Origin of the sequence: Bernardetia sp. MNP-M8, from assembly GCF_037126285.1 — a bacterium.
In the GTDB taxonomy this organism is placed as follows: Bacteria; Bacteroidota; Bacteroidia; order Cytophagales; family Bernardetiaceae; genus Bernardetia.
In genome coordinates, this window is sequence record NZ_CP147012.1 from 1,450,222 (window position 1) to 1,477,004 (window position 26,783).

Genomic DNA, 26,783 nt, shown 5'->3' on the forward strand with positions numbered 1-26,783 from the left:
CAATGCGTTTTTAAAAGAAGGACGCATAAATATTTTTTTTGTAAAACACTTTCTTTTTATTGTATATTTGATAGAATTACCTATAAATGTAATTGAATTTATAATTGACTTTGAAAAAATATTCTAATTAACTACTCAATTTTCAGATACATTTTTTCTTATCTGTTTTAATAAATGGCACTCAAATCATCTCTTCGTACACGTATAACAACTGGATTACTTTTTTTACTAGGAATTATTATTCTTATTAGTGGAGTGGCTGTCTTTTATTTGACCAAATTAGCAGGAGAATCTGATAAGTTACTTGAAGAAAATTATCGTTCTGTTCGTTATGTCCGTATGTTGACAGATAGTTATCAAGAACTACCAGCTATCCAATCTAAATATCTTTCAAATTTAGGTGTAGACAAAGACAAATATAGACAATCAAAAAAAGAAGTGCTTCAATATATAGACTCTTTACAACAAAAGTCTAATGATAAAACTGCAAGTGCTTATATAGATTCTTTAAATATAAATTTTATAAAGTATGTTTCTCGCTTTGATGAAATATTAGAAGATACGACCATTGAACTTCCTAACATGAATCTTTACTTTGACGATTTGAGAACTTATATGCTTCCTGTTAGAGAAAATATAAATGAAATAAGACGTATAAATCAAAATCAAATACTTCAAAGAAATGACTTTATACAAAGAAGTACAGAAGAAGCTCTTCTCTATATGGCTATCATTGGAGGATTTTGTGTTCTGATTACAGTAGGATTTATTTTTTACTTTCCTGTTTATTTAACAAAACCTTTGAATGAACTTTACTTAGCTTTAGAAGAGATGAGTAATAAAAATTATACAAAGCGTTTGCATGTGGGTTCTACAGATGAGTTTGCACGATTAGCTACCTCTTTCAATAAAATGTCTATTAAAATAGCTGAGTTTGAAAACTTAAATTTAGAAAAACTATTAATTGAGAAAAAACGAACAGAAACCATTATTGAACATCTTCAAGATGGAATTATTGGTGTAAGCGCACAAAACAAAATTATTTTTATTAATCAAGTCGCTGAAATTTTGCTTGATATGTCTTCTGAAGAGGCTGTAGATATTTATATTCCTGATTTACTTGTCAATAATGATGTTCTCTATCATGTAATGGTAGATTTAATGGATATAGAAAAAGGACAATTATTTGCCGAAAAAACAATTAAAGTGCCTTCAGCAGACCGAGATTTGTTTTTCTCAAGACAAGTTATGAGTCTTCCAGAAACAGACGAATTATCTGGTCTCATTATTCTTCTCAAAAACGTTACAAAGTTTACAGAAATGGATGCTGCAAAAACACACTTTATAGCTACCATTTCTCACGAACTCAAAACCCCTTTAGCTGCCACACGACTTAGCTTAGGATTATTGAGAGATAAAAGATTAGGAGAACTAAATGAAGACCAAGCCGATTTAATTGGTGATATAGAACAAGCTACTGAACGTTTGTTTGCACTTACTGGAGAAATTCTTCAATTATCTCAAATAGAATCTGGTAAAATAAAAGTAAATCTACAACCTATTGAAGTTAATAACTTAGTAAATTATGTATTACAGGCTATAAAAGTAGCTGCTGAACAAAAATTCTTAAATGTTGAAGCAGACATTGCTCCAAATCTACCTGTTTTTTTCGCAGATACTGATAAAATAAAATGGGTTGTTATCAACTTCTTAACTAATGCCATACAATATGCTCCTCAGAAATCTGAAGTAAAATTAAGCATCTATCCTGATAATAAAGGAGTTATATTTTCAGTAAATGATAAAGGAAAAGGAATTAGTGAGATGTATCATTTAAAAGTATTTGAAAAATATTTTCAAGTGCCTGACTCTGAAGGTCAAGTAGATAAAAAAGGTTCTGGTTTGGGACTTGCCATTTGTAGAGAATTTATAGAAGCTCACAAAGGTGAAATTTGGGTAGAAAGCCAAGTAGGTAAAGGAAGTACGTTTTTCTTTTGGCTGCCCTTAGATACATAAAATAACGTATTTGAAAGCCCTAAAAAACAGCTATTCCAAATAATATAATGTTATTTTGTTTCAAAACTTCTTTTATTTGGTTAGTATCTAATTAAAGTTTTATATAATTTTGCACTACAATAAAAACGTTTACCTCATTGTATACGTTATTACATTTTAATTTATATTGTATCATCAAATTTATAAACTGATATATTAGCTATGGCACTTCATTATAAAATAGATCTAATTGATAAACAGATTTTGGAAATTCTTCAAGAAAACGCCAAAATTACAAATGCTCAACTTTCTAAAGACATCAACCTTTCACCTGCGCCTACTTTGGAACGTGTCAAAAAATTAGAAAATGCTGGCTATATCCAAAGTTATCATGCTCGCCTTGATGCTCAGAAATTGGGTTTAGGAGTAGCTACATTTGTCAGTGTAAAATTAAACAAGCACAATAAATCAAGTAATGAAAGATTTGTAAAACAAGTAAGAGAAATTGACGAAATTGTGGAATGTCATTATGTTACAGGCTCTAGTGATTATGTTTTGAAGGTAGTTTCTAAAGACATTGATTCCTATCAAAGTTTGATAATGAACAAAATTAGTGAAATCCCAGAAGTGGATAATATGCAAACAATGGTTATTTTGAATACTATAAAAGATAGTGATTCGCTTCCTATACCAGAGGCAACTCCAGCATTAATAAAAAATATTGAGAATAGCTAAAAAATGTATTCGCATTTTAACTTCTTAATAAGTAAAAAATGACAGAATAGTAATAAAAACAACTATGTCATGATTAATAAGTATTGGTTTAATAGCTTATTAAATGCTGTATTAATAACTATTTACTAACACTTGCTACCTAATTTTGCTTTAAATTTTGTATTTTTGTTGCGCAACTAGTTGCCTTTGTTTAGTCTGAAAAGCAAAAAAGAATCAAAATTCTATTAAAGATTTGATATTCTGTTATTTTACTAAAAATATTTCTATTCTGTCATGCATATTGATCTTACCAACTCTGATAAAAAAGTAAAACTTTGTCGACAAGGTTTTTTATACTTACGTAAAAAAGGAATTCATGAAGGTTGGCGATTACACTCGGCTGGTTATGCTGTGCTTCAACAAATGAAGTTTGGCAAAATTCAGACTCTTTATATGCACAAAATTTTGGCAGATACATTCATCAAAAAGCAAGATACTGATAAAAGGCTTTTTGTACGTATGTTAGATTCAAATAAACTAAATTGTCAGATAGAGAATTTAGAATGGGCAACTATGTCAGAACTTCGTCGCCATCAAACGAATCATACTCCCAATAATTATAGAGGTGTTTCGAAAGATGGTAAAAAATATAGAGCCATTATCTATGATCAAGGCGAACGGATTTATTTAGGTGTTTTTGATACACCCGAACTTGCAGCCGTCGCCTATAATCAAGAATCTTTAAAACGATTTGGAGTTACTGAAAGTCTCAATGAACTTCCAAGTCCTTTGGACATGAGTCCTCCTCCTACGAGAAATGAAACTCCAAATGCTAGAGGAAGCAAATAAGATATTGACACTTAGTCTATTACTAACTGTTTTTAATCTAATAAGACCTTATTTTGATCTAATTTATTTAGAAACCTTACTTTGTAGTTATCTAAGTAGTCTTGATAAAATTTTCCATTTATCCATTCTCCATCAAGAGTAGCTTCCCACTGCTCATAAAATTTGATAGCTGGTGTATTCCAATCCAAAACCTGCCAAGTCATCATATTGGTATTTTGACGTTTGGCTTCCAAAATAGTTGCTTCAAAAAGAAGTTTGCCTATTCCTTCACCTCTATATTGTTCGTTTACTAAAAAATCTTCCAAATACAGACAACGACCTTTCCAAGTAGAATAACGAATATAAAACAGTGAAAAACCTACAATTGTAGTACCTTGCTCTGCCACAATTGCACCATAAGAAGGATTTTCTCCAAATCCATCAATAGCCATTTGCTCAGGTGTTGTAGTAACTTCGTGTTCTGCTCTTTCATAAATAGCTAGTTCGACAATCAAATCAAAAATTTGAGGAACATCTTTTTCAGTAGCCCTACGTATTGTTGTTTTTTTCATAATATAAAATAGGTCAAACTTTGAGTCTGAATAAAAATAATATAAAATTGACGGTTTATCTATTTTAGTATGTAAATTTGCCTAGACAAATATCGTCAAACAAAAATATAGGAATTATTTTACTTCTCTTAATCTATTTTCAATCTACCAAGAAATATGTCTGATTCTTCAATTTTTTTAAATAATCCTTTACAAATTTCAATTGTTATTCCTCTTTTTAATGAAGATGAATCACTTCCTCCTTTACATGATTGGATTGTCAAAGTAATGAAAGAAAATAACTTCTCTTATGAAATTATTTTTGTTAATGATGGAAGTACAGATAATTCGTGGAATGTAATCGAAGAATTAGGAAAGAGAAATGACAATGTAAAAGCAATTTGTTTTTCAAGAAATTATGGAAAATCGGCAGCCTTGGATGCAGGTTTCAAGATTGTAAAAGGAGAAGTTGTGATTACAATGGATGCAGACTTACAAGATAGTCCAGACGAAATTCCAGAATTATATGATTTAATCAAAAATCAAAACTATGATTTGATTTCAGGATGGAAGAAAAAACGCCATGACCCACTTTCAAAAACACTTCCTACAAAACTTTTCAATGCTGCTACTCGTGCATTTTCAGGAATAAAATTAAATGATTTTAACTGTGGATTGAAAGCCTACAAAGTTGAAGTAGTCAGAACGCTCAATGTCTATGGAGAAATGCACCGTTATCTGCCTGTTTTGGCAAAATGGAATGGATTTACAAAAATTGGAGAAAAAGTAGTCGAACACCGAGCAAGGCAATTTGGAAGTACAAAGTTTGGTTTAGAACGTTTTACCAATGGACTTCTAGACTTGCTTTCAGTTACTTTTATTACAAGATTCAAGAAAAAACCGATGCACTTTTTTGGCACATTCGGTTTGCTTTCTTTTTTTATGGGATTTGGAATTGCCTTTTGGTTGCTCCTAGAAAAATTACTTGGAATTCATGGTCGTGAACCAGTTGATGCTCCTCTTTTTTATATTTCCCTTCTTGCTATTGTCATCGGAACACAGCTTTTTTTAGCTGGTTTTATTGCAGAAATGATAGTCATTCATTCCAATGAAAGAAATGATTATATTATTTCCAAAGAAGTTTAAATATATTTTATCCACACCAATGATATAAAATCTATTTAAATAAATCTTTCAATTTATACTTATATTTCTCAAATAATCCTTCAGAATACGTTTCAACAGCTTTCATTCCTGCTTTTTTGGCAAAACTTGTCACAACAGGAAACAAAGCTGCTAATAAAGATGCTTGTACGCCTTTCATAAATGATTTAGGAGAAACATCTGTTTGAGCAGTGTTATTTTGAGGTGCTTGAACATACACAATTTGTGGTTCATTATTGCCTCTATTTTTCTTCTTTTTACCTGTCAATTTACCAAAAATAAAGCCTGTAAGTTTTATACCTACATAAGCTGAAGCTCCTCCAATAAGAGCTAGTTTGGCTACATTGCCTGTTATATTTTTGGTATCTTCAATTTGTTCTTTTAAAGCAATTTTTTGAGCAAATTGCATTTCTTCCAATTCTTTTTTATGTAAATCTAAAGGTTTGTTCATGAGATGAAAATAGTTTGAAAAATGAGTTTAAGTAAAAAAAGTTTAAAAAATGAAACTTTAAGGAATTAGTTTATAATTTATCATTCACTTACTCTCCTTTTATTTGATTTTTAATTTGCTCGTTACGCAGTTCGGTCTCTTCATTAACTTGTTCTATCAGTGCTTTTTTAGCTTCTTCTTCCGTAATTGCAGGTTTTACTTTTTCGTGGCGAACATCTTCTTTCATAATTCCTTTTTCAATATTCTTGCGAGTAGTAGAGTTTGGATACAAAATTTGAGGAATAGTTTTGAGTTCTAAAGGAGTTCCTTTTATTCCATCTGTTACACCATCTTCTACTTTTTTCTGAATCATAGATTGCATAAAAGTAAAAATAACGGCTAAAATGATATAAAAACCTGTAAGAATTGAAAAACCTGTCCAATAACGAGAGTTAAAAAACCATTCACTAATTCCAAAACCAAGCATCAAATTAAGAAACAGAAAAATACAAAGTCCCAAAAAAGCAAACCCTGCTCCTTTTATAGCTCCATGAATTGCTTTTGTTCCACTATCTACAACAGAAGTTTTGATACTTTCAGATTGTAGGGTAACATAAATTCGTATTTGTTCAGAAAGTGCATTTATTCCGAAATAATCCTTAATTTGTTCTATAATTTGTTGTTTGTTCACGAGGTAAAAAGTTTCAGTTGAAAAAATGGAATCTTTAAATTAAAAAAATCAAAAATACAGCAGAAAAAAATCTTTGTAATTGAATGCTAAAAATAACAATTTTTGAAGATTTAACAATAACTAGTTTTCAAACACGCATTTTTCAAAAAAGTTTGAGCAATTTTATATTTTATATTTGTTGAATAAATTACCCTCAAATAACAACTATTTCTAAAAAAATACTTAACAAAACAACCTATTTACTAAATCAAATTAAAAAAATGAATTCAATTATTTTTTATCTATTTTTATTCTCTTTCCTATTTTTCTCTTGCTCCAACAATAAAGTAGCCATATCAAAAGAAAATAATAACACAGAAACAACTTTTCAAGATTCTACTAAGTCAGAAAAAGATATAAATATCAGTCAAATCATTATAGGAGCTGCACAAACCGAAAAATATTTTGATTTAATTAAAAATAAACGTGTCGGAATGATTGTCAATCATACTTCTATCCTTTATTCAGAAAATGATTCTATTCATTTAGTAGATTTTTTATTAGAAAGTGACATAAACATACAAACTATCTTCGCACCCGAACATGGTTTTAGAGGAACAGCAAGCGCAGGAGAAACTATCAAAAATGGAAAAGACACCAAAACAGGAATTAATATTATTTCATTGTATGGGAAAAATAAAAAGCCTAGTAAACAACAATTAGAAAATATTGATGTTTTAATTTTTGATATTCAAGATGTAGGCGCACGTTTTTACACCTATATAAGTACAATGCACTATTGTATGGAAGCTGCTGCCGAATATAAAAAGCAAATTATAATATTAGACAGACCAAACCCAAATGGTTTTTATGTAGATGGCTGTATCAGAGAATCCAAGTATAAATCTTTTGTAGGAATGCACCCTATTCCGATTGTTCATGGACTTACAATAGGTGAACTTGCAAATATGATAGAAGGCGAAAAATGGCTAGAAAATGAAGCTAAAGCTAAAGTGCAATTAGATGAAAATCTAACAATCATCTCATGTCAAAACTATTCTCATAAAGACAAATATACTTTGCCCATTGCACCTTCTCCAAATCTTCCAACTCAAAACTCTATTCTACTTTACCCGTCTTTGTGCCTTTTTGAAGGAACTACAATGAGTGTAGGACGTGGAACAGACTTTCCTTTTGAAGCAGTTGGACATCCTAATTTTCCAAAACAAAACTCTACTATTTCTTTTACACCAAAACCAAACGAAGGTGCAAAATATCCTCCTTTGGAAAACAAACTTTGTTATGGAATTAAGTACCAAACTCAAAAATTAGAAAACAACTTTTCTTTAAAACCAATAATAGAATTCTATCAGACTATGAAAGACAAGGAATTAGCAAATAAAAAAGATATTTTTTTCAATTCATATTTTAATACACTAGCAGGAAATGATAAATTACAAACTCAAATGAAAGAAGGCTTAACAGAGAAAGAAATTAAAGCAACATGGCAAAAAGAGTTAGAAAATTATAAAATAATGAGAAAAAAATATTTATTGTATGAAGATTTTGAGTAGAGTTTTTAAATGAAATTTCAACTATTTTCATTATTTTTTTTGATAATCCCTAAAAAAGTAGTTTCTTTGCGCTCTCAAATATTTTCTTAAAACAGAAACATATAATTTGAGAGTCAGAGATAAAAACGAACTTTGACTAAACAAAATTTGAAACTCAAGAGACAAAATAAGAAACAAATATATGTTATACGTTTTAATTAGCATTGTACTATTTGTTGCCATTCTTTTAATGGTCGTAGTATTAGCACAAGAACCAAAAGGTAGTGGAATCTCTAAAGAATTTGGAGGCGCTGGCGCAAACCAAATCATGGGAGCAAAAAATACCACTAACATAATGGAAAAAATTACTTGGACACTTATAGCTATTGTTTTTGTTGGAAGTATTGGAGCAACTCTACTTACTGATGCAGAAGCACCAAATTATATTAGTCCAAATGTAGAAAAAGCAAAAGAACAAGTTGATCCTAGCCAGTTAGGGGGTTCACAACTTGAGCAAAACGATGTTACCAATCCTTCTGATCCAAGTAAGGACGAAAGTGAAGACAAATAATCATTGCTAACAAAAGGTTAGAACTGAAAAATATTAATGCTTAATTTGTTCCATTCTTAGATTAAATTTATTATCAAATAATTTATTTAAAAATGGAACAAAAAAAAGTAAATATGAATTACTATGTTTAGTTATCCAAATTAAACAGCAAATTAATTAAAACTGTAAAAGTCTAGTTTTAAAGCGATTAAAAAAGAATTTTAAAAATAATTCAAAAATTTGTTCAAAAAATTTGGATTGTAAAAATAAAGTCTGTACTTTTGCACTCGCTTTAACACACAAACTAAACACAAAAATTTAGTTTTAAATTAAAGAAAATTTTAGAAACTGTTTAGAGTTAGAATCTAAACAAATCTAGTTGGGGGGATACCAAAGCGGCCAACTGGGACGGACTGTAAATCCGTTGATTAATTTCTTCGCAGGTTCGAATCCTGCTCCCCCCACAATAATTTTTACATAAAAATTATTTTATATTTATTCATTAGGAATAGATGGTATTATTTCAAATAAAACCAAACTTTGATTTTTAAGATTCTATTTTGAAATTCAATTTATATGCGAGAGTAGCTCAGTTGGTAGAGCGACAGCCTTCCAAGCTGTAGGTCGCGGGTTCGAGCCTCGTCTCTCGCTCTAATATAATCTGATACATAACTATTGGTATTTTTTATAGCAACATTAGATAACACTAATTAGACACAAACTTTTCACTAATCTCTATTTTATATTTTTAGACTAATCCTTTAAAAAATAAATCAAGAGACTAGATTATGGAAAGTTTGTATCATGCTATAAGCCGATGTAGCTCAGGGGTAGAGCGCTTCCTTGGTAAGGAAGAGGTCGTGGGTTCAATTCCCATCGTTGGCTCTACGAAGGCTCTACCAATGTATTATATGGTTATGTTTTATTTAAGAATTACCTTTTCATACTATTCTCATACTATTTTAAATTCTTTGTTAAGATGGCTAAGGAAACCTTCAACCGAGCGAAACCTCACGTAAATATCGGAACTATTGGTCACGTTGACCACGGTAAAACTACTTTAACTGCAGCAATTACGAAAGTATTGGCAGACGCAGGTCACTCTGCTGCTCGTAGTTTTGACTCAATTGACAACGCTCCTGAAGAAAAAGAGCGTGGTATCACTATCAACACTTCTCACGTAGAGTACGAAACGGCTAACCGTCACTATGCTCACGTTGATTGTCCAGGTCACGCCGATTATGTTAAAAACATGGTTACTGGTGCTGCTCAAATGGACGGAGCTATTCTTGTAGTAGCTGCTACTGATGGCCCTATGCCTCAAACTCGTGAACACATCCTTTTGGCTCGCCAAGTAGGTGTTCCTTCTATCGTTGTATTCATGAATAAAGTGGATATGGTAGATGATGAAGAATTATTAGAACTTGTAGAAATGGAAATCCGTGATCTTTTAAGTTTCTATGATTTTGATGGCGATAATATCTCTGTTGTTCAAGGTTCTGCACTTGGTGCATTGAACGGAGAAGGCAAATGGGTAGATACAGTTATGGCTTTAATGAATGCAGTTGATGAAGGTATTCCATTGCCTCCTCGTATTACTGACAAACCATTCTTGATGCCTGTAGAAGACGTATTCTCTATCACTGGTCGTGGTACTGTTGCTACTGGTCGTGTAGAGCGTGGTGCTATCAAAGTAGGTGAGCCAGTTGAAATTTTAGGATTAGGTGAAGCTCCAATTAAATCTACTGTTACAGGTGTAGAGATGTTCCGTAAATTATTAGATGCTGCTGAAGCTGGTGATAATGCTGGTATTCTTTTGCGTGGTGTTGATAAAGAGCAAATCAAACGTGGTATGGTAATCGCTAAACCAGGTTCTGTAACTACTCACACTAAATTCAAAGCAGAAGTTTACGTATTGAAAAAAGAAGAAGGTGGACGTCATACTCCATTCTTTAAAGGATATAACCCACAGTTTTACTTCCGTACAACTGACGTAACTGGTGCTATTGAGCTTCCAGAAAACGTAGAAATGGTTATGCCTGGTGATAACATCACTATTACTGTTGAGCTTTTGAAACCAATTGCAATGGAAAAAGGTCTTCGCTTCGCTATCCGTGAAGGTGGACGTACAGTAGGTGCAGGTCAAGTAACTGAAATTCTTTAATCTAACTTTTTATTCTTCTGAATAAAAAACGATTAATAAATTATATATTTAAAAATGACATTATTTTCTTTTGAAAGTAATGTCATTTTTTTATGCCTAAATTTTAATTAAATCCCTCTTTTTAAAATGATTTTCCTGTTTTTTTGATAAATTGAAACTATGAAACGATTATTTTGCCTCTGTTTGGCTTTACTTCTTTGTTTTGGAATTATGTTTTACAAACAAACTCCTACTTACAATCCTTTTGATGGTGTTTTTGATATTGATACAAGTCAACTTTCAGAATGTGATACGATTGGTGGAATGTGTGGATTTCTTAATTTTCGCCCAAAAACTGATAAACGCCTAAAAATGTATTATCAAATTTATACAGAAGATATAAATGATGTAATTGGAAAAGGATTTTATTATACAGAAGATACTATTCTCATTCCAAAGAGTTATGACTATGATAGCTTTTTAGACTCTATAAAAAATCTACCTATTGGCATAAAAGAGTATAATGAAGCCTTAAATGAATTTGGTTATAGTTATTTAGATAAGAATGAATATAATATACGAATTATTCATAAAACTAATTTTGATATAGTTACAACTTTATTACGTTGGGACGGATTAGAAAATGATTCCACAAAAATTATTCGCACTATAGGAAACTTGATAATTAAACCTAGAATCACTCGTACCTCAGACAATGAATTTATCATTAATATAAATTAAATATTTGTGTAAAGACTGGAATAATTCAGTTAAATTTTTATACTAAGATATGATTCATTCAAAAATGAATTAACTGTTTTCTTAAAAAGGATACAAAGTTAATAAAGCTGAAATAGAAACCTCAGCTAACTCTTTTATAAGTTTATGTAATGGATTTTTTATTTTGTTACTTTATTTACTATTCTTTTCCACCAAGGCAAATCAGCATCATTTACTTCATAATATCCGTATCCACCATATCCATACCCACCATAAGAACCATACCCATACACTCCTACAGATTGAGCCTTAACATCATTGAAAATAATACCTACATTTTTCAACATTTTTTCGCTGTAAATACGTTGTAACCCTTTCAATTTTTCTATTGGAGTTCTATCTTGACGTACGATATATACTGTTGCATCTGCATATTTACCTAAAATAAGGGCATCACTTACTAATCCTAAGGGAGGTGTATCTATTATAATATAATCATATTGTTGTTTCAACTCTTTTATAAGCTCATCCATTGGTACTCCCATTAAAAGCTCTGCTGGATTAGGAGGAACAGCTCCTGAATGAATTATATCTAAATTTTCAATAGAAGTAGCTTGAACAACCTCGTCTAATTTCTTGCTTCCTATCAGATAAGTGCTCAGTCCATCTTTACTATACTCATTATTAGGCATAGGTACGTACATCTGAGGTTTTCTCATATCAGCAACAACTAAAACTGTGCGTTTTCCTGTTGAAGCTAGTGAAATAGAGATATTTGCAGAGCAAAAAGATTTTCCTTCTCCTGATATAGATGAGCTAATCATTAGAGTACTTGTTCTGTCTACACGACCAATCAAAAATAGTAGATTTGAGCGAATAGAACGAAAAGCCTCTGCAAGTGCTGACTTAGGCTGTTCATTTACAAGGGGTGTGTTATTTTCTTTTTTTCTCTTTTTAGAATGCATTACTACTCCTAAAATAGGAACACTAGAAATACCTTTTACATCATCTAAGGTTTCAATAGTGCTTCTAAAGTAATTACGGACATAAATAAAACCTATTGGAAAAAGCAATCCTAATAAAATAGCAATTGTATAGTTTTGTTTTGCATTAGGAGAAATTGCTCCATAATTAAATGGAGGTTCTAGAACTTGGCTATCTTCTCTAGCTGCAGCTTGAGCAATACTAGCTTCCATACGTTTGTTAAGTAGCAAAATATAAATTTCTTCATTTATTGAATAAAGACGATTTATATTTAGAAGTTTACGCTCTGCGCTAGGTAAAGCATTCATTTGATTATCTAATAGATTGAGTCTACTTTTTATATCTTCAAATGCAATCTTATCATTCAACTTTGTATTATTAAGATGTTCTAGTAGTGATTCCCTTATTTTATCTATTTCAATATTAATTTCTACTAAAAAAGGATTTTTAGAACTTCCTTTTTCTAAAAAAATTTCTCTTTGTATTTGTAAATCAACTAACCTTCCAATTAAGGATGATGCTATTCCATCCTCTACACCTACTGCAGCAGGTGTTGTGATACCTTTATAATTATCGTTTTCTTTTATATAAGTTATCAAGTAATCTAAATATTTTTCTTTTAGGATTAATTCTCTGTTTTTTTCTTCTAAAGAAGAATATTGCTCTAAATTTCTACCTATTGCATCTTCTCCTACTACAAATTTGTTATTAGATTTGAAGTTTTGTATTTTATTTTCTATCAAAAATAAGGAATCTCTAATTTGAGAAAGTTGTTCATCTATAAAATCAATCGTTCTAACAGCCTCTAAATTTTTATCTTCTAAACCATAAGCAATATACTCTTGCATTATAGTTGTGATAAAATCTTTAGCTCTTTCAGGTACAGAAGAAACTACATTGAGACGAATCAGCGAGGCATCTTCTTCTGTATAAGCAGATAAACGTCCTAGAAATTCTCTCGCTAAGGAAGACGGATTTGTAAAATGAAACCCATAAACAGTACCACTAGTTAAATTTTTATTTAATATTTTAAAAGTTGTACTACTTTCAGATATAGTTTCTCCAAATTTATACTGGCGTGCATTGTCCCATTCTTCATCTGCATTTATGAGTGAAAATGTCTGATCATCTTTAAATTTTATCTTGTAATTTGGAAGTTCTCTCAAGTTACTATCTGCCTCAATATTTATTATTACCTCAAATGGAGCGAACCTGACAGGATAAATTTCAGTAGTACGAATATTGCCTTCTTGATAGTAATAGACACGCATATCCATCTTTTCACAAACTCGTCTTATGAAAGGGTATGAGCGTATAAATTTAACTTCAGAGGATAAGCGTTTGCTACCTCCAAACATATCTTGTGAATATAGTAATGCTACTGGAGAAGATGACTTTCTATTATCTTTTACTTGAATAGATGCACCTATCGTATAAACAGGAGTAGCATAATAGGTCTTCCACCAAGCAATTGCACTTGCTAAACCAATACAAAACACAATAAAAAATTTATTTTTCCAAAGTGTATAAATAACTTTTTTGGGACTAAAAGCATCGACATCAGCTTTTGATAACATTGTCTGATTACCTTGTACTTGACTACTTTGGCTACCATTCATAGCGGTAGTGATTACATCTTGTTGAATATCCAATTTATAGAGAAATTTGCTTTAAATTCATTTGATTAATAACTCATACTTTTTTACAAAAGTAAGTATTTGCAAAAATACGCATTTTTGGCAGAAGCAGGAATATTATACTATTAAATTTTGCATAAAAAGATTTTATATATTCCGACAAAACAACATTTTTTATTGAAAGTCATTTTTTTTACAAAAAATAAGAAAAGTAATTATCTGCCTGCCGTTCTCAATTGCGAATAAAATTTTCATTAGTTAGAAATAAATAAAAATATATGAAATAATATTACAGTCTAAGATGAAATAACATAGTTTAATAGAAAACAAAAAGACTAAAAAAAATATCCTTCTTAAAAGCGATAAAACATATAGTTGCTTTATTTTCTATAAAAAATCAAAATTAGATAACTTCTTTAGAGTGAGTTAGCAAACTCTTTGTTACTTTTGTGGCTACAAATTATTTTAAACTTGATTTTATGCCAAATTTTTGTTCTACCTATTTCTCTAGATACGTGTTACGTTTTCTATATAGTGCCGTTATTTGTTTTCCTTTCCTGCTTTCTAGTTGTGAAAACTGTACTTTTATAAGTGATAATGTACAATTTGCTGCTGTTTCTTTTTATGATGCTAATAACAAAGCAACCGAGAAGACATTTAATAAAATTGTAGGGGTGTTTACTCGTTCTAACACAGAAATGCCTAATTCGTTAGAAGATACAACTGCAACTATTTTTGAGCTACCTATTTTTAGTCGTTCTGATACGACAATGTTTGTTTTTTATAAATATGTTACTCTAAATTCAGTTCGTGATACCATTAAGGATACATTAACAATGAGTTATAAAGTAAATGTAGAAGTTTTGCCTCCAGATTGTGGTTATGATGAAGCAATTAATGATTTAGAAATAATTTATCATACTTTTAGTAACGTAGAAGTGTTGAGAGCAGAATTAAAAGAGGTAAATAGTGATAACCCTTTGCCTCACATAAAAATTATTGAATAACTTTATTTAGACTTTAGTAAACTAAAACTCATACAAAATTTTAGTTTTAAAAAAATTGGGTAATTGAAAATCAATACAATTAAAATGAAAAAAAGACCTTTTAAAATCATACTACAGACTATTTTTACACTACTATTATTTATTTCTTTTTTTGGAATAAATACAGTCTTTGCACAATTAACTACTACTAACGATACTACACAAGTAATTGTAAAAAAGAAAAAAGAACCGAAGCCTCCAGTAGTTTATACACCTATTTCGGTTCGTGTAGGCGTTGATATGTGGTCTATGCTCAATAATGCTCGCAATCCAAATATTTTACGTTTTAATGGAAATGTAGAAGTTACATTAAATAATGTTTTGTTTGCAGTAGTGGAAGGTGGATATGGCGATGCACAGTCTTTTAAAGAAATTCCAAACTCTTTTGAGTATAAAAACACAGGTTATTTCGGAAGAATAGGAATAGAATATAATGTTTTACATCGTCTTTTGGATAGAGAAGCACTTGTTTTGGGTGCAAAGTATGGTTTTGCTAATTTTTCGCATCAACTAAATTACGATATTGATGACCGTTATTGGGATTTGGAAGTTGTTGATAATGACCGTATTCGTTATTCTAGACAAATAAAAGAAGACAATATGAGTTTTAGCTGGGCAGAAATAAATGCAGGTTTGAAAGTTAATTTAGCAAGAAAAGGATTCTTATCGCATATTTATATGAGCTATCTTTTCAGAATCAGAATGCGAATAGATCAACCAAGTGATGTCTTTGCCAAACCAACCACTATTGCAGGTTTTGGACAAAATGATAAACCTGTAAATCTTGGTTTTAGCTACTTTTTGAGTTATGAGTTTTAAAAGGTTTATTCTTCTGTTGTAATCTTTTTTCTTCCTCCCAAAATTTTAGTTTTTAGTTTCTCCAATTTCTCAAAAAAAGAAGTAGGTAAGGTATTTCGCAAAGTTTCTACAAAAAACGTCCAAACGATAAGTTTCCAAAATGAGAGAGCTGTTTTCAGCCTTTTGTCGTGCCTTTGTACGATTTCTTTAGATTCGAAACGAACTTTGATTTTATTTTTACTACTTAGTCCGTCTGTTTTAAAATTTGCTATTGGTTTTGGAAAATAATAAAATGAAATTCCTTTTTGATAAAGCTCATATACCTGCTCAAAATCAGAAGTGATATAATCCCCAGAAAAAACCTGTTTTTTGGCTAAATTTGTTTTTAAAAACATACTTTGATGACAAAACTTCATTCCTGTCCACGTTTTTTTTAATGGTTCTGCTTTTACGGTTTCTGAAAAGGTTTTATTAATAACGTTATAATCTCCATAAATTAAATCAGGAAAATTCGTTTTAGAATCAATTTTTTGATACAATTCTGTGAAAATTTCTTCAATAATTGTATTACTTACAAAGGTATCTCCAGCATTCATAAAGAGAATATAATCTCCTTTTGCCAAATTTATGGCTTTATTCATGGCATCATAAATTCCATTGTCTTTTTCGCTTATATATTTCGAAATATTATTTTCATAGTTGCCTATAATCTCTAACGTATTGTCTCTTGAGTTTCCATCAATGATTATATATTCAATATTTGGATAGGTTTGATTTGCTACATTTTGGATTGTTTTTTCTAGCTCTTCGGCTGCATTGTAACAAACTGTAGCTATGGTAAGGGTGGAGAAATTTATTTTTTTCATAAATGGATATTTCAACCGTCGTTGAAGATCAAATGAAGCCGTCAACAAGGTTTAGGAAAGTATTTTTTTATATAAATCTACATATTTTGCTCTCATTTTTTCTATACTCCAATTCTCTCTCACAAATAAAGATGCAGTTTTCCCTTTTTCTCTAATCTCTTCTAAAGACATATTCAAAACTACACTGATTTTTCCTAAAAGGTCTTTTGGGTTTCCATTTTCAAATAAAACTCCTCTATTATCTGCAAGTTGTTCTTTTATTCCTCCTGCCGTCGAACCGATGATAAAAATTCCTGTTGCCATTGCTTCCAAAACTAACAAAGAAAAATTTTCGGCTCGTGAAGGAAAAATTAAAATATCAACAGAGTTGTAAAGCTCATTCATTTTGTGCCTGTCGTAAATCGGTTTTAAATGAATCATTTTGATTTTAGAATCGATAGAAAAAGAATTTAAAACAGTTTTTGAAAGTTCTTTTCCTACTACAAATAACTCAAAGTTAGTTGTTTTGTCTTGATTTAATTGAGGAATGATATTTTCAAAAACTGCTGCTCCTTTATAAGGATTATCAGAATTAAAAAATAAAATCCGTTTTGTATTCCAATTTCTCTGATTTAGATTTTTAAAAATAGTCGTATCAATTCCATTTTGAATAGTTTGAATAGAAATATTATCTGATTTTTGAGGAAAAACGTAGGCATTTTCTAAGCACTCTTTGAGCCAATTCGAAACAGGAATAAGTACAAAATTATGTTTTTCTGCTCCTTCAAGTTCATTAATGATAGAATAGACCTGTTTTTTTTGTTCTAAATAGCTTTGTCTTCTATCGATAATTGGATTCAGAAGTGGGTGAAATGCTTTATAAGGCGTTTTTCCAATTCCTTTTTTAAAATTTTCATTATCAAAAGTATAGGCTTCTCCTCCAGTCATTGCCCACATATCGTGAAGTGTCCAAATAATTGGTTTCTGCTTAGCTATTTTGATTAAATCCTCTAAATCAAAAAAATCATAATGGATATTATGCAAATGAATAATATCAGCTTGTTTGTAAAACTCATTTTTTTGAAGATTTTCAAAAGTAGAATGAATATTTTTTAATACACTCAAATCTGAAAAAAAAGTATGCTTAATAATCTTATGAACTCCTTTATCAAATTTTTCTAAAGTATGAGAAAGCAGAGGACGAGGCAAAATTTCTACTTTATTTGAATCTGTTTTTTTTCGTTTGACAAGTAGTTTTGCTTCAATTTCTGTGTATAATCCCTCAAAATTATGATGCACAAAATCAAAAACAAATTGTTCTGCTCCTCCTCCTTTATCATACGTATTGATGTGTAAAATTTTCATTATTTCCTCAATTTATTATGCTCTGTATGCCCAGATTCCAAGTTGAATATCCATTCCCCCAGCCAAATCACGATGTATAAATGGTTTTTTACTCCAAACCCCTTCCGAACGAATATAATATCTAAAACCTGCATTTTCTAAAATAGAAAGTAATTGTCCCAATCTCTGAGCAGAGTTTTGGAAAGAATGAAACTCTACAAAAAGATTTCCTACCCAATGCAAAGAATCTACACAATCTTCCAAAACAGTAATTTCTGCTCCCTCAATATCAATTTTTAATAAATCGATACGCTGATTGAGGTATTTTTGAAGGCGAACAGCTTGTACTTCAATTAGATTTTTATTTGATGTTTTATTGTTTTCTAATTTATCATTTTTTTCTATTTTTTCCTTTTCTACTCTTCCACCATCTGCACCTTCACTTTCAAAATATAAAGTTGTTTCTTCGTTCCAAACAGCATACGGATAAAGTTTTAGGTTTTCTTCAAAATAAGCTGTATTCGTTTTACAAATTTCAAAAAGTTTTGGGTCAGGCTCAAAAGCTATAATTTTCGCATTTGGGTAAAGCTGATTAAAATAGACTAAACTAAGACCAATATTTGCCCCACAATCTATAATATAAGGCTCTACTTTTTGGGTTTCGAATTTATAACCTTGATGTCCAAAAATATCCAAATACATGGCTACAAAAGAAGCCGAATCTGTAATTTTAAATCTGCGACCATTTAAGAGTATAGTTTTGTCTTGAAAGCGTTTTGTCCAAACTAAACCTAGAAAAGAATAAGCTTTGAGTTTGAGAAGCTGAAAAAATTGTTTGAATTTGTACATTATTTTATTCCTCTAAAAAGTCTGAATCTATTAATAATTTTTTGCGAAAAAGAGAGTTTAAATTGCTTATAATAAACTTTCATTTGTTCTACTACTTTTTTGTTTTCAGTTATTGAAATAGGGTTTACCTCTATGTAATCGGCTAATTGATTGTGCCAAAAATAATTCGTTGTTGGACTTGTATTTCCTGTGCTATCTGTTCCTATATTTTGTACCAATGAGTATTTTGGATGCAAACAAAGACCATTTTGTAAAAAAACAGACGCATACCATTTTACAGCCCATGTTTTTATTTTTTTTGTAATATTGAATTCTAATTGTTTCGAAAATTGATAGGTATTATCCAAATCAAATTCTTTCAACAGATTTTTAGATTGTAATTCAGAAAGTAAAAATTCTGTATCTGTGTTTATTTTTGCCCAAGCTCTTTGCCATGTTGCCCAACCCCAACACGAAGTCGAACGATAGAAAAAAGTTTGTTCATCGTTTGGAATAGCATTTTCTAAGTTTGCAGGAAACATATAACCCGAAATGTGCATTACTTTTTCTTCGTACTGATAAACTTCCAAACCCTCATTCATAAACCTTAAAAATCCTTTTGAGGTTACAATATCATCTTCCAATACGATTACTTTACCATATTTTTCGATAACTTGACTTACTCCACTCAAAATAGAATCTGCCAAGCCTAAGTTTTGAGTTTGCTCTGTAATGATTACCTCTTTAAAATTTCTCTCTTCCTTTTGTTTTTTGACAACTTCTCTTGTTTCATTGATTTTTTCTAGTTGATTTTGAGAAGAATTTGATTTCGCTCCATCACAAAAAACATACAAAATAGAATCTTTAGCAAAATCATTCTTAGCTAAAGCATCAAGGGTTTTCTGAGTATGGTCAGGACGATTATAAACAAAGAGAATTATGGGAGAAAGCATTATATTTCAATTACGAATTATCAATTAAAAATTACGACTGAAAATTACAATCTGTCTGACACTTCAAAGGTTTTTGACAGTTTAATATTCTACCTTTTGAGTAGAACTAAATACTTATTTTTTAAATGCTACAATATTTTGAAAAGCAAAAATTTCGTCATAAATAGGGTCGTATTTTTCTATTTTATGAAGCGAATCGGGTAGCATTCTATAAAATTGATAATTAGGCAGTAAATCCATAAAATCTTTAAAGAAAGTACGACTGATAATATTCATTGAATTAAATTCAAAATGAATTGCTTTGATTATTCCTTTTTCAAGCGTAGATTTTGCACCTTTCAAAACAGCAAGTTCGTGTCCTTCAGTATCAATTTTTAATAAATCAATTTGAGAAATTTTGTTCTCTGTTATTAGGTTTTCAATGAAAGGGTCTAAGGGAATTATTTCTACTTCTGTTGCTACACTTTCTTTTTTATAAATATCTTCCATCACACCTTTGTAAAGCGAAGCGTGGGAAGAGCCATCATTTTGAGCATAATCATAAATAGTTAGCTTTCCTTTAGATTCTCCACAACCTACATTAAAAGCATTAAAATTATGTTGAGAAGCCGTTTTTTCTAATTTCTGAAAAGTAGTAGGATGTGGCTCAAAAGCATAAATATCTGTATTTGGATTTATTTTTTTGATATACAAACTATAATTTCCAACATTTGCACCTACATCAAAAACTACTAGATTTTTGTTAGCTGTTTTTTGAGTTAGAATTTCCCTTAAAAAACTTTCTTCTCCAGAACGCTTTCTTGTTTGTGAGTTATGGATTCCTAAACCACGTAAAGCACAATGAAACAACAATTTATTCCATTTATAAAATAATTTGTTTGCAAAGAAAGCAGCGTAAAAATTGGCAATTTTGTAAAGCATTTTTTTATTTAAAAAGAGTACGAATCAAAATAATCAGATATCGAAAAGGAGCAAGAATACCCAAGACATGCATTTTAAGTAATGGAAAAATTTGGGGTAAAAAAAAACTACACCCAAAAGAAGCTACTGCATACGAAATAACAGTCGCATAAGCAGCTCCCAAAAGACCATATTTTGGAATACAATACCAATTCAATACAAAATTAAGAATTGCACCCAAAGAAGTCTGTAAAAAATTAAAAACTTGTTTGTTTTCTGCCAATAGCCAACGACTTCCAGCCACTCCAGTTGCTACAAAGACACCTCCCCAAACGTGAACCGAAAGGACAGCAGCAGAAGGCAAAAATTCTTTTCCATAAGGTAAAACATCTACAATAATCCATTCGCTCAAAAACGTAATTGGAAGTGCAATAGCAATGGCAGACCATAAAAGAAAGTCAAAAAGCTGTTGCATTCTTTTTTTGTATTTCTCACTATTACCATTTTTTTGAAGCTCTACAATGGCAGGAAAAAGAGACCCAGCAAAGACAACAGGTACAAAATACCACATCTCACTAATCCGAACAGCAGCACCATAATACCCACTTGCTTCATCTCCCAAAAACTGTTTTATCATAATTTGGTCAATTCGCATATAAATAGAAACAGCAATTCCACTAAAAATCAATGGCATTGCATCTCTTAACATTACTTTTGCAATCGGCGAATTCCATTTCCATTTATTTACTTTTTCGCCTGTTTTGAAGTACATCAAAAATAGTCCAACGGCTGTTAAAATTGTTTCTATCAAAAGAACAACAGCAAAAAACAAAACGGAATATTCTTTCCAAATTCCAATTAGCTTTAGAGCTGCACTAACTAAAATAACAAAAATCTGAATTTTGACAATAAAATGAGAACGCACTTGTGCTTGAAAATGCGAAGTCACCAAATCACTAACATTAAAAAATAAATTGAGAGAAAGAATAAAAACAAGCCAACGTTCAGTAGAATCAGAAGGAAGTGCAATCGGCAATATTTCTTCAATAGAACTTGGAGTAATAATCCCAATACTGTTTAGAAATAAAATAATAAAAATTGCAGCGAAAAAACGCAGCCAAAAAGCAGAGCCGAAATAAAAAAGATTGTTTTCTTTATCAGCTACAAGCTGCCGAGTAAGAATCGAATTTAATCCCAAACTAGCAAAGGGAATCATCAGAAACACAAAACTAATTGTATATTCTAGTTTTCCATATTGTGCAGCACCCAAATATTTGACTGTTAGAAGTCCAACCCAAATACCTGTAATAAAACGAATTGCCTTTTCTACTAAAAGCCAAATTGTATTCGAACCGTATTTTTGAAGTCCTTTTTTATCAAAACCTAAAAACGTATTTTTATTAGACATTTTTAAATACTAACTTAATTATCCCTTCAAAAATTTCTTAACTGTATATTTGAAATGCTGAAAAGCTCCTTTTGAAGAAGCCAAAATATTTTCTAGTTCGTCGTAAGAATAATTTTGCAATACATCAAAGAAACTGTCATCTAATATTTCTTTCGATAATACTTCTTTTGCTTGACTTGCATAATTATACGCTAAATCGTGATGATTTTGAATGGTACTAAAAAGCCAAGCCAAAACAAAATCTCTTTTTGTAGGTAGTTTGTCTTTTTTCAAGTTATTCATGTAGGTCATTTCTGACCAAGCAGGAATTGTGCGAAGCGCATTGAGAGCAGCATCTTGTTTTATCTTAGTGGGGTACAATCGTTGAAACGTATATTGAGGAAGCTGAACTACTCGTTTTACATCAAATTCTGTCAAGAAAAACAAAGGGTTTTGTTTGAGTTCTTGTAAAACATCAATTATAGTGTCTTCTCCTTTATAAACGTCAATAAATCCTGGTTCGAATTCGGCTACAATTGTTTTGTCTTGTAATTCTTTTGAAAGAGAAGTAAAAAGACGTAAATCAATACCTTGAGAATCTGTCTTGAACCAATCTATTTGAGGAACTTTCACTTGTTTTAGTGCGTCATTGAGGGTGATTGCTTTTAGATTTATTTGTTTTTCTACCTCAAAATAATCAGCATAGTAATAGCTTTCCATCTTTTCTCCTTTGCTATCAAAAGGTTCTAAAAGACTAGAACAATATGGATTTTTGGTCAGATAAAAAGTCGCTTCATCTTGTCCTTTTTTCAGTTTATCAGTAACAATTCTATTAAAGATAAAGAGTTTTTTGAAGTCATTACTTTCTTTTTGTATAAACTCAAACTCCCTATCATCAGCATCAAAAGCAATACAAATAGAAAAATGAGCGATATTTTTCCATTGTGGAATAAGTGCGCCTGAAGCTCCCACATCTACCAAAATAGGTGGGTTAGTTTGAATTTCTTCTAATTGAGAAATTTTTGAGATTATAGTTTCTAATTTCATTTTTTGAAAGATTTTATAAAAAAATATTTCTTTTTTACTAAATAGTCTGTAAAGGTATTATAAAATCGCTCTAAATCCGAATTTCGTTTCTAGTATAATCAATTTTCAATTTTTACCTTTTTTCATTTCACTTTGTCGCATCGGCATGGCATCAATAGTTCCGAAGAGTTTTTCTAAAGTCAAGATTTCGTTTTCTGTTTTTAACTTTGTTTCTCCATCTTTTCCTACTAAGACAACTGTAAATTTATTTTTATCTTCTCCAAAAGAAAAATCAAATCGTTTTTTTAACTGTTCAATATCAAAGCTAGAAATGGATTTTTGATGAGGTGTAATTCCTTTTTCTGTATCTTCTTCTTTAAAAACTTGAAAAATAATCAAGTCTCGTTCTTTCAACTCTTCTTTATTGTCAGCAAAAAGCTGTAGTTGTTTTTGAAATAATGAATTGTCTTTAGAATCAGAGAAAATAACAAGAATACGATTTTTCCATTTATAATTAGCAAGCAAATCAGTTTTGTTATCCATAAATTTACAAGATAGAAGTAGAAAAAGTAAAGTAATAATAAAATAAATAGGTAGTTTCATAATTTTATCAACTCTATTTTTCTATTCTTGTTTCAAATGTAGAATGACTAACTTTATTTTACGTAATTTTACGCCAAAAAGGACATAAAAAAAGCCCTTACAAATCTGTAAAGGCTTTTTTCTATCTTTCAATTATGAAAATCTCAAAGTATCAGAACTACTAGAAAATAAAAAATAGTAATCTAATAATATCCTGTTAAGATTTTGCTCCTTCTCTTGGGCTCGAACCAAGGACCCTCTGATTAACAGTCAGATGCTCTAACCAGCTGAGCTAAGAAGGAATTTAAACTGGCTTCATTATGTTTAAATAATGTTTTGCAAAGGTATGAAAACTTTATTTAAATAACAAAACAAATTATGGTTATTTTTAAATGAGCTTTAAACTTTTTTGTTTTTAAAACTTGTCTTCTTTCTTTTTGATGACTTGTTTTTCTCATTTGCTGATGCAAAGGTAAAACGTTTTTTTAAATTACACAATAGTCAGACTAACTTTTTTTTATTTTTTTCTTGTTTTTTTCTCAGAGCTAATCTTCTTCAGAGTTATTTTATTGATAAACAATGACTTATTAAAAAAATATTTTTTTCTACCTTTTTCTAAAAACCTCTGTTTTATGTTGAAAGAGTATCTATTACTTAATTATTTCAACCTATTTGTGATAAAATAAGTTCGAATTGTTTTTTCAAAACAGGAATTTCTTTACGAGCCGTTACCCACACAAGTTCGAAGTTAATTCCTAAATATTCATGTACTAGCACTTTATGTAACTTTTCAATAGCTTCCCAATGTAACTGTGGATAATCATCTTTCAAGTCATCAGAAACTTTTTCTACAATCAATCCAATAATTTCCAGTTGCTTTACGGTCGCAATACGCATCATCGAATTGTTTAGAAAATCTTCATGAGAAGCTCCTTTTACATAACTTTCGATTTCATACATAGACTCCAAAACACTTTGTATACGTGCTAAGTCTGTTTTGCTTTGACTCATAAGGGTTTTGGGATTGGGTTTAAGTAGTTTTTTGAGAAATGAGTCGCTTTACTTTATATACTATAGAAAAGCTAATTCTATTCATTTTATTGTAAAACCTTCAGTATTGTAAAGGAATTTTTGACAAATTATTTAAACAAAGAGATTTGATTTACTTTCCAATATTACAAAACTTCTAAGAGAATTACATATTAAAAAATGTTTTTTTATACTCTTGACCTCAAAAATAGTAATTTCATCTAATAATCTAATCAAAAGTAATTTTAATTTTGTGTAAAGCTCTCACTACTTTCACTTCCAACCTCTTAATTTATGTATTCTGCATCTTATAAAAAACATCGTTTAAAATTTCGTTTTGTAGCTGGCACTTCTCGTGGCACAATGACTGAAAGAGATACCTATTTTATCTATTTATCAAAAAAGGATAATAATAAAATTATTGGAACAGGTGAAATATCGCCTCTTTCTGGATTAAGTATAGATTTTCTACCTAACCTTGAAAATATAATTATTGATGTCTGTAAACGAATAGAAAAGGCTTCTATAAAATCACTTTCAGATATTTTTGCTTTAATTCCTGATTCTCTTCCTGCTGTTCGTTTTGGTTTCGAAACTGCTTTTTTAGATTTAGAAAATAATGGAAAACGTATTATTTATAAAAATGATTTTTCACTCAATCAAAAACCTATTCCTATTAATGGATTGGTTTGGATGGGAGATTTTGAATTTATGCAAAGTCAATTAGAAGAAAAACTAGAACAAGGATTTTCTTGTATAAAATTAAAGATTGGTGCAATAAATTTTGAAAAAGAATGTAAATTATTAGAATCCATTAGAAAACGTTTTGATGAAAATCAAATTACAATTCGTGTAGATGCAAATGGGGCTTTTCCTGCTAATGAAGCTCTAAAAAAATTAGAAGTTCTATCAAATTATGCCATTCATTCTATCGAACAACCAATTATGGCAAATCAATGGTATGAAATGAGACGACTTTGTGCAGAAACTCCTTTACCCATTGCTCTTGATGAAGAACTCATTCCTTTGGTAAATTTGGAAGACAAAAAGCAAATGTTAGATTATATCAAACCTCAATTTCTAATTTTCAAACCTACCTTATTAGGAGGACTACAAAAAACGGCTGAATGGATAGAACTCTGTAAAGAAAGAAATATAGATTGGTGGATTACCTCAGCTTTAGAATCGAATATTGGATTGAATGCCATTTCACAATTTGTAGCCAATTATAATCCTACACTTCCACAAGGATTAGGAACAGGAAAATTATATCATAATAATATAGAGTCTTCTTTGGAAATTGAAAATGGAGAGATTTTTAGTAGAAGAGGCGATAAAATATAAAACACAAACAACACTTTTAGAAAATGAATACGCAAAATATTTCAGAAATTCAAACAAATACAATAATCAAAGAAGATCATGATGGATGGATCAATTTACCTGCGTGGAATGGATTTCAAGCTAGAAATAGAACTTATAGTTCAATAGATTCTGAAGAATCTTCTGATGGAATAATTAAAGCACATATAGTTGGTGTAATAACTAATCAAAAATATCTTTTATCTCAGGCACAGTTCAATGCAATTAAATATTTGAATGAAAATTCTGAATTAGTTAGAGATTCTTTGTTAAATAGTCTTTTAGATGATTATTCGAACACTAAAGATATCTATGAAGAATTAATGCCCGAAATTAATGTGATAGAAGATTATAAAAATTATGTTGGTGTTTCATTCTTGCATATAATGGATAGCGAAAAGAATGGCTTTGATTATTATGGGTTTGAGTTAGGGTGTAGCTGGGATGAAGAACATGGGGCAGGTGCAATGATGTATAAAGATAGAGTCATTAAAACTGGGCTTGCTGAAGAGTCATTTAATCACTGGAATTGCTATGAAGATAATGGGACTTTAGAATATCAACAAGAAAAATGGCTAAGAGACAATAAGATAAATACGTATCGAAAAAAATGGTGGGAATTTTGGAAATAAAACTATTTTCTATTGATACGAAATTCTTCATACAAAATGTAAAGCCATAGACTTTTCAAAATTTCTCAAAACAAATTTCCTTTACATTGATTTGTAAGTCGAAAATAGCTTT

The 26,783-nt window shown here is 30.3% G+C and carries 25 protein-coding genes and 4 tRNA genes; 15 read left to right on the plus strand and 14 right to left on the minus strand.

The annotated features are described in order from the left end of the window. The first annotated feature begins 174 nt into the window (after window positions 1–174). The 3 genes from V9L04_RS06005 to V9L04_RS06015 all read left to right on the plus strand — a co-directional run bounded on the left by V9L04_RS06005 (window position 175) and on the right by V9L04_RS06015 (window position 3,558). On the plus strand, window positions 175–2,016 hold the full coding sequence (locus V9L04_RS06005; RefSeq protein WP_338793179.1) for an ATP-binding protein: 1,842 nt from the start codon (window positions 175–177) through the stop codon (window positions 2,014–2,016). A gap of 201 nt (window positions 2,017–2,217) precedes the next feature. Continuing rightward, entirely contained in the window at window positions 2,218–2,730 is a 513-nt protein-coding gene (locus V9L04_RS06010; RefSeq protein ID WP_338793180.1) for an Lrp/AsnC family transcriptional regulator, read from the plus strand. A 273-nt stretch (window positions 2,731–3,003) separates the two neighbouring features. Further along, entirely contained in the window at window positions 3,004–3,558 is a 555-nt protein-coding gene (locus V9L04_RS06015; RefSeq protein ID WP_338793181.1) for a hypothetical protein, read from the plus strand. A gap of 32 nt (window positions 3,559–3,590) precedes the next feature. Here the strand turns inward: V9L04_RS06015 and V9L04_RS06020 are convergent, their stop codons facing one another. Then, window positions 3,591–4,109: a GNAT family N-acetyltransferase gene (locus V9L04_RS06020; protein WP_338793182.1), complete on the minus strand. Its 519-nt coding sequence runs from the start codon at window positions 4,107–4,109 to the stop codon at window positions 3,591–3,593. Window positions 4,110–4,265: 156 nt separating this feature from the next. Between V9L04_RS06020 and V9L04_RS06025 the strand changes: the two genes are divergently transcribed. After that, the gene (locus V9L04_RS06025) at window positions 4,266–5,234 is read left to right on the plus strand and encodes a glycosyltransferase family 2 protein (RefSeq protein WP_338793183.1); all 969 of its coding nucleotides are present in this window, start codon (window positions 4,266–4,268) and stop codon (window positions 5,232–5,234) included. Window positions 5,235–5,265: 31 nt separating this feature from the next. Here V9L04_RS06025 and V9L04_RS06030 read toward each other — a convergent pair whose 3' ends face one another. Together V9L04_RS06030 and V9L04_RS06035 are read right to left on the minus strand one after the other, a co-directional pair. After that, complete coding sequence (locus V9L04_RS06030; protein WP_338793184.1) at window positions 5,266–5,703, minus strand: hypothetical protein; 438 nt, start codon at window positions 5,701–5,703, stop codon at window positions 5,266–5,268. A gap of 88 nt (window positions 5,704–5,791) precedes the next feature. After that, the gene (locus V9L04_RS06035; RefSeq protein ID WP_338793185.1) at window positions 5,792–6,373 is read right to left on the minus strand and encodes a phage holin family protein; all 582 of its coding nucleotides are present in this window, start codon (window positions 6,371–6,373) and stop codon (window positions 5,792–5,794) included. A gap of 260 nt (window positions 6,374–6,633) precedes the next feature. On the opposite strand from V9L04_RS06035, the gene V9L04_RS06040 reads away from it, so the two are divergent. From V9L04_RS06040 to V9L04_RS06070, 7 genes are all read left to right on the plus strand, one after another. Beyond that, entirely contained in the window at window positions 6,634–7,926 is a 1,293-nt protein-coding gene (locus V9L04_RS06040) for a DUF1343 domain-containing protein (protein WP_338793186.1), read from the plus strand. Between the two features lie 181 nt (window positions 7,927–8,107). Then, window positions 8,108–8,476 carry a preprotein translocase subunit SecG gene (gene secG, locus V9L04_RS06045; RefSeq protein ID WP_338793187.1) on the plus strand — a complete coding sequence of 123 codons (369 nt, stop codon included), beginning with the start codon at window positions 8,108–8,110 and terminating at the stop codon, window positions 8,474–8,476. A gap of 360 nt (window positions 8,477–8,836) precedes the next feature. Beyond that, window positions 8,837–8,919 (plus strand) — tRNA-Tyr (locus V9L04_RS06050). 114 nt (window positions 8,920–9,033) lie between these two features. Next, window positions 9,034–9,106, plus strand: a tRNA-Gly gene (locus V9L04_RS06055). A 162-nt stretch (window positions 9,107–9,268) separates the two neighbouring features. Continuing rightward, a tRNA-Thr gene (locus V9L04_RS06060) sits at window positions 9,269–9,340 on the plus strand. Window positions 9,341–9,434: 94 nt separating this feature from the next. Next, window positions 9,435–10,619, plus strand: coding sequence for an elongation factor Tu (tuf, locus tag V9L04_RS06065; protein ID WP_338793188.1), 1,185 nt, complete (start codon window positions 9,435–9,437; stop codon window positions 10,617–10,619). 159 nt (window positions 10,620–10,778) lie between these two features. Then, window positions 10,779–11,339 (plus strand): hypothetical protein, encoded by a 561-nt coding sequence (locus V9L04_RS06070; protein ID WP_338793189.1) that lies wholly within the window; start codon window positions 10,779–10,781, stop codon window positions 11,337–11,339. A 158-nt stretch (window positions 11,340–11,497) separates the two neighbouring features. Here the strand turns inward: V9L04_RS06070 and V9L04_RS06075 are convergent, their stop codons facing one another. Beyond that, complete coding sequence (locus tag V9L04_RS06075) at window positions 11,498–13,954, minus strand: polysaccharide biosynthesis tyrosine autokinase (protein WP_338793190.1); 2,457 nt, start codon at window positions 13,952–13,954, stop codon at window positions 11,498–11,500. Window positions 13,955–14,418: 464 nt separating this feature from the next. Between V9L04_RS06075 and V9L04_RS06080 the strand changes: the two genes are divergently transcribed. Then, the gene (locus V9L04_RS06080; protein ID WP_338793191.1) at window positions 14,419–14,946 is read left to right on the plus strand and encodes a DUF6452 family protein; all 528 of its coding nucleotides are present in this window, start codon (window positions 14,419–14,421) and stop codon (window positions 14,944–14,946) included. 84 nt (window positions 14,947–15,030) lie between these two features. Beyond that, window positions 15,031–15,804, plus strand: coding sequence for a DUF6048 family protein (locus V9L04_RS06085; protein ID WP_338793192.1), 774 nt, complete (start codon window positions 15,031–15,033; stop codon window positions 15,802–15,804). A gap of 5 nt (window positions 15,805–15,809) precedes the next feature. On the opposite strand, the gene V9L04_RS06090 is transcribed toward V9L04_RS06085, so the two are convergent. The 10 genes from V9L04_RS06090 to V9L04_RS06135 all read right to left on the minus strand — a co-directional run bounded on the left by V9L04_RS06090 (window position 15,810) and on the right by V9L04_RS06135 (window position 24,659). Next, window positions 15,810–16,649: a glycosyltransferase family 2 protein gene (locus V9L04_RS06090; RefSeq protein ID WP_338793194.1), complete on the minus strand. Its 840-nt coding sequence runs from the start codon at window positions 16,647–16,649 to the stop codon at window positions 15,810–15,812. A 51-nt stretch (window positions 16,650–16,700) separates the two neighbouring features. Continuing rightward, window positions 16,701–17,993: a glycosyltransferase gene (locus V9L04_RS06095; protein ID WP_338793196.1), complete on the minus strand. Its 1,293-nt coding sequence runs from the start codon at window positions 17,991–17,993 to the stop codon at window positions 16,701–16,703. Window positions 17,994–18,008: 15 nt separating this feature from the next. Next, entirely contained in the window at window positions 18,009–18,821 is an 813-nt protein-coding gene (locus V9L04_RS06100) for an FkbM family methyltransferase (protein ID WP_338793197.1), read from the minus strand. Further along, the gene (locus V9L04_RS06105; RefSeq protein WP_338793198.1) at window positions 18,821–19,753 is read right to left on the minus strand and encodes a glycosyltransferase family A protein; all 933 of its coding nucleotides are present in this window, start codon (window positions 19,751–19,753) and stop codon (window positions 18,821–18,823) included. The genes V9L04_RS06100 and V9L04_RS06105 overlap by 1 nt, the downstream gene beginning before the upstream one ends. Before the next feature lie 114 nt (window positions 19,754–19,867). Beyond that, window positions 19,868–20,674 (minus strand): FkbM family methyltransferase, encoded by an 807-nt coding sequence (locus tag V9L04_RS06110; RefSeq protein WP_338793199.1) that lies wholly within the window; start codon window positions 20,672–20,674, stop codon window positions 19,868–19,870. 4 nt (window positions 20,675–20,678) lie between these two features. Next, a complete protein-coding gene (locus tag V9L04_RS06115; RefSeq protein WP_338793200.1) occupies window positions 20,679–22,061 on the minus strand; it encodes a flippase in 1,383 nt (460 codons plus the stop codon). A gap of 18 nt (window positions 22,062–22,079) precedes the next feature. Continuing rightward, on the minus strand, window positions 22,080–23,087 hold the full coding sequence (locus V9L04_RS06120; RefSeq protein ID WP_338793201.1) for a hypothetical protein: 1,008 nt from the start codon (window positions 23,085–23,087) through the stop codon (window positions 22,080–22,082). A gap of 105 nt (window positions 23,088–23,192) precedes the next feature. After that, window positions 23,193–23,669: a DUF4174 domain-containing protein gene (locus V9L04_RS06125; protein WP_338793202.1), complete on the minus strand. Its 477-nt coding sequence runs from the start codon at window positions 23,667–23,669 to the stop codon at window positions 23,193–23,195. Between the two features lie 207 nt (window positions 23,670–23,876). Then, window positions 23,877–23,950: transfer RNA gene (locus V9L04_RS06130), tRNA-Asn, on the minus strand. Between the two features lie 361 nt (window positions 23,951–24,311). After that, window positions 24,312–24,659: a HepT-like ribonuclease domain-containing protein gene (locus tag V9L04_RS06135; protein WP_338793203.1), complete on the minus strand. Its 348-nt coding sequence runs from the start codon at window positions 24,657–24,659 to the stop codon at window positions 24,312–24,314. Window positions 24,660–24,971: 312 nt separating this feature from the next. Here V9L04_RS06135 and menC point away from each other — a divergent pair, with 312 nt between their 5' ends. Both menC and V9L04_RS06145 read left to right on the plus strand, forming a co-directional pair. Then, the gene (gene menC, locus V9L04_RS06140; RefSeq protein ID WP_338793204.1) at window positions 24,972–26,021 is read left to right on the plus strand and encodes an o-succinylbenzoate synthase; all 1,050 of its coding nucleotides are present in this window, start codon (window positions 24,972–24,974) and stop codon (window positions 26,019–26,021) included. A 23-nt stretch (window positions 26,022–26,044) separates the two neighbouring features. Further along, on the plus strand, window positions 26,045–26,671 hold the full coding sequence (locus V9L04_RS06145; protein WP_338793205.1) for a hypothetical protein: 627 nt from the start codon (window positions 26,045–26,047) through the stop codon (window positions 26,669–26,671). The last annotated feature ends 112 nt before the right edge of the window (window positions 26,672–26,783 follow it).